The sequence below is a fragment of the Mesorhizobium sp. M7A.F.Ca.CA.002.04.1.1 genome (assembly GCF_004022805.1).
GTDB lineage: Bacteria > Pseudomonadota > Alphaproteobacteria > Rhizobiales > Rhizobiaceae > Mesorhizobium > Mesorhizobium ciceri.
Map to the genome: position 1 here is coordinate 1 of NZ_RZPL01000231.1, position 7,449 is coordinate 7,449.

Annotated in this window: 6 protein-coding genes and 1 pseudogene; 3 read left to right on the forward strand and 4 right to left on the reverse strand. The window is 61.2% G+C overall.

Annotation, left to right across the window (positions count from 1 at the left end):
* From ENZ75_RS14280 to clpP, 3 genes are all read right to left on the reverse strand, one after another.
* The coding region (locus ENZ75_RS14280) for an LON peptidase substrate-binding domain-containing protein (protein WP_128278154.1) at positions 1–1,232 on the reverse strand (1,232 nt) is incomplete at its 3' end.
* A 306-nt stretch (positions 1,233–1,538) separates the two neighbouring features.
* Positions 1,539–2,813 (reverse strand): ATP-dependent Clp protease ATP-binding subunit ClpX, encoded by a 1,275-nt coding sequence (clpX, locus tag ENZ75_RS14285; RefSeq protein WP_013532190.1) that lies wholly within the window; start codon positions 2,811–2,813, stop codon positions 1,539–1,541.
* 297 nt (positions 2,814–3,110) lie between these two features.
* Positions 3,111–3,740, reverse strand: coding sequence for an ATP-dependent Clp endopeptidase proteolytic subunit ClpP (gene clpP, locus ENZ75_RS14290; RefSeq protein WP_013532191.1), 630 nt, complete (start codon positions 3,738–3,740; stop codon positions 3,111–3,113).
* A gap of 338 nt (positions 3,741–4,078) precedes the next feature.
* Here clpP and ENZ75_RS14295 point away from each other — a divergent pair, with 338 nt between their 5' ends.
* Together ENZ75_RS14295 and ENZ75_RS14300 are read left to right on the forward strand one after the other, a co-directional pair.
* Positions 4,079–4,669 carry a hypothetical protein gene (locus ENZ75_RS14295; RefSeq protein ID WP_063167790.1) on the forward strand — a complete coding sequence of 197 codons (591 nt, stop codon included), beginning with the start codon at positions 4,079–4,081 and terminating at the stop codon, positions 4,667–4,669.
* Positions 4,670–4,718: 49 nt separating this feature from the next.
* The gene (locus ENZ75_RS14300; RefSeq protein ID WP_063167789.1) at positions 4,719–6,098 is read left to right on the forward strand and encodes a pyridoxal-dependent decarboxylase; all 1,380 of its coding nucleotides are present in this window, start codon (positions 4,719–4,721) and stop codon (positions 6,096–6,098) included.
* Between the two features lie 25 nt (positions 6,099–6,123).
* On the opposite strand, the gene ENZ75_RS14305 is transcribed toward ENZ75_RS14300, so the two are convergent.
* On the reverse strand, positions 6,124–7,227 hold the full coding sequence (locus tag ENZ75_RS14305; protein ID WP_063167788.1) for an FAD-dependent oxidoreductase: 1,104 nt from the start codon (positions 7,225–7,227) through the stop codon (positions 6,124–6,126).
* Here ENZ75_RS14305 and ENZ75_RS35105 point away from each other — a divergent pair.
* A pseudogene (locus ENZ75_RS35105) lies at positions 7,166–7,449 on the forward strand (cytochrome P450); the annotation flags it as partial. The gene ENZ75_RS14305 and the pseudogene ENZ75_RS35105 overlap by 62 nt on opposite strands.

The following is a 7,449-nucleotide window of genomic DNA, read 5'->3' on the forward strand; positions in this document are numbered from 1 at the left end:
GACTGGATGACCTTGCCGGGCATCGAGCCGATATAGGTGCGCCGGTGGCCACGGATCTCGGCCTCGTCACGCACGCCGCCCAGCGCCATGCGGATGAACTCGCGTCCAGTCGCCTTGGCGATCGACTTGCCGAGCGAGGTCTTGCCGACACCGGGAGGGCCGACGAGGCACAGGATCGGCCCCTTCAGCTTCTTCTGGCGGCTTTGCACGGCGAGATACTCGACGATGCGCTCCTTGACCTTGTCGAGGCCGAAATGGTCGGTATCGAGCACGTTCTGCGCGAAAGCCAGGTCCTGCTTGACCTTGGAGTTCTTGCCCCACGGGATAGACAGGATCCAGTCGAGATAGTTGCGCACGACCGTCGATTCAGCCGACATCGGCGACATCGTCCGGAGCTTCTTCAACTCGGCTTCCGCCTTTTCGCGGGCCTCCTTGGAGAGCTTGGTCTTCTTGATGCGCGCCTCTATCTCGGCGGCCTCGTCGCGGCCGTCCTCGCCTTCGCCGAGTTCCTTCTGGATCGCCTTCATCTGCTCGTTCAGGTAGTACTCGCGCTGCGTCTTCTCCATCTGGCGCTTGACACGCGAGCGGATGCGCTTCTCCACCTGCAGGACGGAGATTTCGGCTTCCATGAAGCCCATCGCCTTTTCCAGCCGCTCCTTGACCGAAAGCGTGGCCAGCATCTCCTGCTTCTCGGGGATCTTGATGGCGAGATGCGAGGCAACCGTGTCGGCGAGCTTGGAGTAGTCGTCGATCTGGCTGGCAGCACCCACCACTTCGGGCGAGATCTTCTTGTTCAGCTTGACGTAATTCTCGAAATCGGTGACGACCGAACGCGCCAGCGCCTCAACCTCGACCTCTTCCTCTTCCGGCTCGACCAGCGCCGCGGCGCGGGCCTCGTGGAAATCGGGACGGTCGGTGAACGAGACGATTTTCGCACGCGAGGCGCCCTCGACCAGAACCTTGACGGTGCCGTCGGGCAGCTTGAGCAATTGCAGCACATTGGCGAGCGTGCCGATGTCGAAAATGGCATCGGGCTCGGGATCGTCATCAGCGGCATTCATCTGGGTGGCAAGCAGGATCTGCTTTTCCTGACCCATCACCTCTTCCAGCGCCTTGATCGACTTCTCACGCCCGACGAAGAGCGGAACGATCATGTGCGGGAACACCACGATGTCGCGCAGTGGGAGAACTGCGAAGACGCCGTCGCTGGGTGCCTTGGATACTTTGGCCATTGTCCAACCTTTCATGTCGCGGCCGCTAATTGAGCCAACCGCGAATCTTATATTAACGACCGGGGATCGTTCCGCCTACCACCGTTTGTGACGGGAGTTTTACAGCACAGAAATCGGGCACCTCGGCCTTCTCCAGTTAGTTGGATGCACGACCCCCAAAGATCAAGGGGCGTGTCCAAATCCGCACTCCCAACCCGTCCGCGAGTGACACATTTGCGACGCCAGCCCGTACGCCGCGCAAAACCGCTGTGCGACAGCAAAACGGCGCCTTGCGGCGCCGTTTCAGAATTTCGCTGCGGGCTCATGTCAGGCGCTGACATTGCCCTTCTTTTCCTTCTGCTCGGAGTAGATGTAGAGCGGCCGGGCACTGCCGGTCACCACCTCCTCCGAAATCACCACTTCGCGCACGCCTTCGAGTGCGGGAAGCTCGAACATCGTGTCGAGCAGGATCGCCTCCATGATCGAACGCAGGCCGCGCGCGCCGGTCTTGCGCTCAATAGCGCGCTTGGCGATCGCCGAAAGAGCGTTCTCATGGAAGGTCAGGTCGACATTTTCCATCTCGAACAGCCGCTGATACTGCTTGACCAGCGCGTTCTTCGGCTCGGTCAGGATCTGGATCAGCGCCGGTTCGTCGAGATCTTCCAGCGTCGCCAGGACCGGCAGACGGCCGACAAACTCAGGGATAAGACCGAACTTCAACAGGTCCTCGGGCTCGACCAGGCGGAAAACATCGCCAGTGCGGCGATCCTCCGGCGAAGCGACGACCGCGCCGAAGCCGATCGACGTCTTGCGGCCGCGATCCGAGATGATCTTGTCCAGCCCGGCGAAGGCGCCGCCGCAGATGAACAGGATGTTGGCTGTATCGACCTGCAGGAATTCCTGCTGCGGGTGCTTCCTGCCGCCCTGTGGCGGCACGGAGGCGACGGTGCCTTCCATGATCTTCAAGAGCGCCTGCTGCACACCCTCGCCCGACACGTCGCGGGTGATCGAGGGATTGTCCGACTTGCGCGAAATCTTGTCGATTTCGTCGATGTAGACGATGCCGCGCTGGGCGCGCTCGACATTGTAGTCGGCCGACTGCAACAGCTTCAGGATGATGTTTTCGACGTCCTCGCCGACATAGCCGGCTTCGGTCAGCGTCGTCGCGTCAGCCATGGTGAACGGCACGTCGATGATGCGGGCCAGCGTCTGCGCGAGCAGCGTCTTGCCGCAACCGGTCGGGCCGATCAAAAGGATGTTGGACTTCGCCAGTTCGACATCGTTGTTCTTGCCGGCATGCGCGAGGCGCTTGTAGTGATTGTGGACCGCCACCGACAGCACGCGCTTGGCGTAGGGCTGACCGATGACATAGTCGTCGAGAACCTTGAGGATCTCCTGCGGTGTCGGCACGCCTTCGCGCGACTTCACCATCGAGGTCTTGTTCTCTTCACGGATGATGTCCATGCAGAGCTCGACGCACTCGTCGCAGATGAAGACCGTCGGACCGGCGATCAGCTTGCGCACTTCGTGCTGGCTTTTGCCGCAAAACGAGCAGTAAAGCGTGTTCTTGGAATCGCCGCTGTTGTTGCCGACCTTGCTCATTTTCATGTCCTTTCATGGCCGCCCGCCGATGGTCTGGCTGAAAGGGCGCATACTCTATCTATCGCGGGAATCCGCCGCCGCCAGTGTGTCCCGGCTCCCGCAACGCATTCCGTACGAAACACAAATCAGAAAACGTGGCAATGATTCGCGACAACCCCGCATAAAGCTAAGCCGCCGAAACTCAACATAGCCTTAACGTAGGCAATCCTGTCCCCCGAGGGAACAGCCAATTGTGGCCGAAATGCCGCAAGACGCGCCAAAAGCGCGTGATGGTGCCATCCAACTGCCAACTTGCCTTTATGCCAGCGCCCCTTCGGCCGCCTCGCGCGACGAAATGACCTTGTCGATGAGGCCGAAATCCTTGGCTTCGTCGGCGGTCATGAAATGATCGCGGTCGAGCGTTTTCTCGATCTCTTCATAGCTCTTGCCGGTGTGCTTGACGTAGACCTCGTTGAGGCGACGCTTCAGCTTGATGATATCCAGGGCATGGCGCTCGATGTCGGACGCCTGGCCCTGAAAGCCGCCGGAAGGCTGGTGAACCATGATGCGGGCGTTCGGCGTGGCAAAGCGCATGTCCTTGTGACCGGCAGTCAGGAGCAGCGAACCCATCGAAGCCGCCTGGCCGATGCAGAGCGTCGACACGGCCGGCTTGATGAACTGCATGGTGTCGTAGATCGCCATGCCCGAGGTGACGACGCCGCCCGGCGAATTGATGTAGAGGTTGATTTCCTTCTTCGGATTCTCAGCTTCGAGGAACAAAAGCTGCGCGCAGACCAGCGTCGCCATGCCGTCCTCGACCGGACCGGTGATGAAAATGATGCGCTCCTTGAGGAGGCGCGAGAAAATGTCGTAGGCCCGCTCGCCGCGATTGGTCTGTTCGACCACCATCGGAACGAGGTTCATGTAGGTTTCGACGGGGTTCTTCATCAGGTATCTCTTATCTCGCGGTGGGATTCCGGCGCCGGGAATGCCGGCAGATCGGGCAGAATCGGTTCTGGATCGGTATTCCGTAAATAGGATGCCGGCTCGTCCTTGTGCAAGGCCGACCCCTCCTAGCCATCTGGGTAAGTCGAATCAAGCTTTCTGACCAAGGATTCGCGGCGGCGGATGCTTCCGCGGGTCCGGAGCCGCATCGCCGGCCCCGCAACGTAGCAGTTTCTTAACCGCGTCACTTAACGAAATGCGCCGAAACCGCTTTTTTCCGAGACGGCTTCCTCTACAATTCAACGTTGAACTTATGCATAGAGTTCAACAGGGGGAGTGCCATGCCCGGGAAAACCGCATGCTTCACCATTGCCGGCCTGACCGTGCTCGGCACGATTTCGCAGACGGCGGCCGGCGGCCGCGCCGTCGAATGCTATGAACCCGTCCGCAGTCCGGCCGTCTATGACACGGTCTATGAAGACGTGATGATCAGTCCGCCCGGTCAGCAGGTCGACTATATCGCCCCTATCTTTGGCACGCGCGAGCGCGTCGTGATGACCGTTCCGGCGCAAGTGACCTACCAGATCGTACCGGCCGTCACCCGCACCGTCTACCGTACGGTCCGGGTCGATGGCGGCGGCTATTCCTGGGAATGGCGCGTCATCCATGGCCGCAAGGTGCTGTGCAAGGTATGGCACAAGGCGCGCTACGAACGCGTCGCAGAGACCATCGTGATCCAGCCCGAACGCACGCGGCGCGTCGTCATTCCCGCACAATATGACAGCATCGCCGAGGAGGTGCTGGTGCGGCCGGAACAAAGGCGCGTCATCGATGTCCCCGCCTCCTACCAGACCGTCGCGCGTCGTGTGTTGGTCCGGGAAGGCTCATCCAGTTGGCGGCGGGTGCATATTCCCAGGCATTGCCAGGATTAGCGCGCATGGCGTAACCTGCGTCGCAGCGGATCTCCGTTGGGCTGAGGGCATGCGCGACCTGGAAATTTCCAATCAGGAATTGTCAGACCTTGCCGAAGAAGCCTTGGCGCTTGCCAAAGCTTATTGGGCCTCCCTCGAGGAACGTCGGACGTATCCCACGACCAGCGGCAAACAGACGACGGAACTCTTCTCGCGGCCTTGGCAGGAGAGCGGTCGTGGTCGGGAAGTCTTGCAGGATTTCAAGTCGATAGCGGAGCATGTGCGGCCTTCAACCGGCAGGTTCTTCGGTTATGTCGTCGGCTCCGGCGAACCGATCGGCGCGCTGGGGGAATTGCTGGCTGCGGTGCTCAATCAGAATGTGACGTCGTGGCGCTCGGCACCGGCTGCGACATCGATCGAACGCGCCGTCGTCGAATGGTTGGCGGAGGCTGTCGGTTGCCCCGGATTTACAGGCAGCCTGTGCGGCGGCGGCTCGACGGCGAACCTCATGGCCCTGGCGATGGCGCGGGAAGCGAAGCTGCCAGCCAACGAAACAGGCGTGCGACCGTGCGTGATCTATGCTTCCGAGCAAGTGCACATGTCCATTCCCAAGGCCGTCGCGCTGTTGGGGATCGGTAGAAAAAATCTCCGTTTGATCCCTGTCGACGACAAATTCAGGATGCGGACGGATGCCCTCCAGGCGGCTATTGCCGCCGACCGCGCCATCGGCAACATGCCCATCGCCATCGTGGCCACGGTCGGCACCATCATCTCCGGTGCGATCGATCCCCTTCCCGAAATCGCAGACATTGCCCGTAGGGAAGCGTTGTGGATGCATGTCGATGGGGCCTATGGGGGACTGGCGGCGCTGGCCGTCCCGGAAAAGTTCCAGGGACTGTCTTTGGCGGATTCGCTGTCGCTCGATGCGCACAAATGGCTCTATCAGCCACTCGATTGCGGCTGCCTGCTCAATCGCCACCCAGACATTGCGCGCACGACTTTCTCGCACAGCGACGACTACGTCAGGATATTGAGCGAAGACCCAACGGAAGCATTTGCATTCTTTGAAGAGTCGATCGAACTGTCTCGGCGCTTCCGTGCGCTGAAGCTCTGGATGTCGCTGCAGTATCACGGGCGCCGTGCCTATCGCGAAGCCATCGCGCGCGATCTCTACCATGCCCAGATGCTGGCACAGGCAATCGCTTCACAGCCGGAGCTTGAGCAGCTTGCGCCGGTATCGCTAAGCGCGGTCTGTTTCCGTCACCGCTCTAAGGACAATGAAGCGATCCTGCGCCGTGTGATCGCGCGCGGCCGCGTGTATCTGTCGAATGCAACGATCAACGGTCAATTCGCGCTGCGGGCGTGTTTCGTCAATCACAGGACGACCTTGGATGACGTTCGGGCGATTGTGTCCGAAGTCATTGCCGCCGCAGACGAACTCAATCATTGAACCGCTGCGGATTTGGCCTCGTGTTTCAGGCGACCTCCGCCCGCAGCCATGCCTTCAGACCGGCGATATCCCCATCGCCGACAGCAGCGGCAACGCGCCTGCCGACCGCCGCGCCGAACTTGTAGCCGTGGCCGGAGCATGCCGAGACAACAAGGCATTTGCCCTTTCCATGCGCCATGAATTTTTCGTCTGATGTGAAAGTGTAGGCGCAGGTGACGACCTCGGTCACGCGATACTCCGCGATGCGGGCGATCGGCGGCGAAAACAGGTTGCGGATCGCCTCGCCCTCGCCCGCCACCGGCTGACGGTTCCAGTCGGCGTCGCTGGTCGGCACCCTGTGCAGCCCGGAACCGAATTTCATGCCGGCGCCGCCGGAGGGCGGGATCACATAGCCGTCGATCGCGCCGCCGACATCGAGCACGACCGGTGCCGCCTGCCAGGCCGCCTTGAGGTCGGCCGGCGGTTCGACATAGGCAAGTGCGGTTCGATAGGTCTTCAATTCTCCGTCCAGTTCCGGAAACAGTTTTAGCACCCAGGCGCCTGCGGCGACGACGATGCGGTCGGCCTGCATCGTCTCGCCGCTTTCGAGCACGATGTGGCCGGCTTCGGCGTCGACCTCGACGACCTTGCTGTTTTCGTAGACATTGGCGCCGTTGGCGCGCAGCCACTTTGCCAGGCCGGACGCGATCTTGCGGCAATGCAGGGCGCCGCCTTCGGTCGAGAAATAGGCGTAGCGAAACGACCCGGCTTCCAGAAACGGCCAGCGTTTCACGGCTGCATCGGGCTCCAGCAGTTCGAACGGAAAATTGCCTTCTTCCAGGCCCTCGCGATATTCCTCGGCCTCGTCGCCGGGCTCGCGCGAAATGCAGACAAATCCTCTGGGATCGAGATGGTTTTCGCCGAGGTCGGCCCACATCTCGTCCCAGGCCTGGTAGGCTTCGGTGATCAGCCGGCCGTAGCCGGTCCCCGCGCGGTAAGCGCGGCGGATGATGCGGTGGTGGTCGCCCGAGGCGGCCAACGGGTTTGGGATCGGCCCCTGCTCGACGATCGAAACGCTGTGACCCGCCTTGACCAGCGACCACGCGGTCGAGAGGCCGGCAATACCCGCACCGACAACGATCACCTTCATCAAATCAGACTTTCCGCAGCCGGTCGGCTGGCTCAACGTATTGGATTGCGGGCGCCAACATACGGTCTGGAACCAGGCTGGCAAGCCGCGCTATTGGTCTGGCATGAGCAAATTGACGCCACCTGCCCTGGCCTTTGATCCAGCCACGCGACATCTGCGGCTCGACCCGCACGAGCCGGCTTTTTTTCAAAACCCTTATGATGCCTATGCTTTCCTCCACGG

Bases quoted from the DNA above. Each gene is read 5' to 3' on its own strand.
- clpX (WP_013532190.1), bottom strand. From the start codon at position 2,813: ATGAGCAAGGTCGGCAACAACAGCGGCGATTCCAAGAACACGCTTTAC.
- clpP (WP_013532191.1), bottom strand. From the start codon at position 3,740: ATGAAGAACCCCGTCGAAACCTACATGAACCTCGTTCCGATGGTGGTC.
- ENZ75_RS14295 (WP_063167790.1), top strand. From the start codon at position 4,079: ATGCCCGGGAAAACCGCATGCTTCACCATTGCCGGCCTGACCGTGCTC.
- ENZ75_RS14300 (WP_063167789.1), top strand. From the start codon at position 4,719: ATGCGCGACCTGGAAATTTCCAATCAGGAATTGTCAGACCTTGCCGAA.
- ENZ75_RS14305 (WP_063167788.1), bottom strand. From the start codon at position 7,227: ATGAAGGTGATCGTTGTCGGTGCGGGTATTGCCGGCCTCTCGACCGCG.